General features: G+C 60.6%; 1 protein-coding gene. It reads left to right on the top strand.

Annotation, left to right across the window (positions count from 1 at the left end; translation table 11 throughout):
• The coding region (locus EN964_RS35460; RefSeq protein WP_164776454.1) for a spermidine/putrescine ABC transporter substrate-binding protein at window positions 1–877 on the top strand (877 nt) is incomplete at its 5' end.
• Between the last annotated feature and the right edge of the window lie 194 nt (window positions 878–1,071).

Here is a 1,071-nt window from a genome sequence, read left to right as displayed (position 1 = left end):
CGCCACCAATGAAGAGATCATGGGCAAGCTCATCGCCGCCGGCGGCAAGGGCTATGACGTGGTCTTCGTTTCTTCGCCCTTCGCCGAGGTGCTGAACAAGCTCGGCCTGACCGAGCCGATCGACCACGCCAAGATCCCGAACCTCACCAATCTCTATCCCGAGGCAACCAAGCTGCCGCACGATGCCGGCAATGCATTCTCGGTGCCCTACACCTGGGGCACGACCGGCCTCTGCTACCGTTCGGACCTGATGAAGGTTGCGCCCACCAGCTGGAGCGACCTGCTCGCGCCATCCGACGAATTGAAGGGCAAGACCACCATGCTGGCGACCGACCGCTGGCTGCTGGCTGCTGGCCAGCTCGACAAGGGCTATTCGGTCAACGAAACCGACCCGGCCAAGATGGCTGAGGTCAAGGATCTGCTGATCTCGGCCAAGAAGACCCTGCTCGCCTATGACGACACCACCTTCTATTCCAAGCTGGTGTCCGGCGAGGCGCTGATGGTGCAGGCATGGGACGGCTGGTGCAATTACGGCATCGCCGAAAAGCCAGAGATCAAATACGTCATTCCCAAGGAAGGCTCCGACCTCTGGGTTGACACGATGGTGGTGATGAAGGCCTCCGCCAACAAGGATGCCGCCTTCCAGTTCATCAACTTCATGCTCGACGCCAAGAACCACGCCTGGGCGGCGCAGAACATCGACTACAAGGTGCCGAACAAGCCAGCCATGGAAAGCCTGCCGGCCGATTTCCTGGCCAAATTCCCCAACATGGCGATGCCGGTGGCCGATCTCGTCAAGTTCGAGCAGTTGCGTGACGTCGGCGACGCCCAGCGCGACTATTCGAAGATCGTCAGCGAGATCAAGGCGGCGCAGTAGGGACTGTTCCAACAGCATCTTGGAATTAAGCTTGCGTTCCATGTCGCCCCCCTCTGGCCTGCCGGCCATCTCCCCCTCAAGGGGGGAGATTGGCTGTGGCGTCGCTTTCGCCAATCTTCGATATCTGGATGTAAGCGAGAGGTTCGAGCTGCTGATCTCCCCCCTTGAGGGGGAGATGGCCGGCAGGCCAGAGG

Origin of the sequence: Mesorhizobium sp. M7A.F.Ca.CA.001.10.2.1, from assembly GCF_003998575.1 — a bacterium.
Classification (GTDB): Bacteria; Pseudomonadota; Alphaproteobacteria; order Rhizobiales; family Rhizobiaceae; genus Mesorhizobium.
Note: the sequence above shows the minus strand (reverse complement) of the source record. Positions and strands in the feature narration are given on the sequence as shown.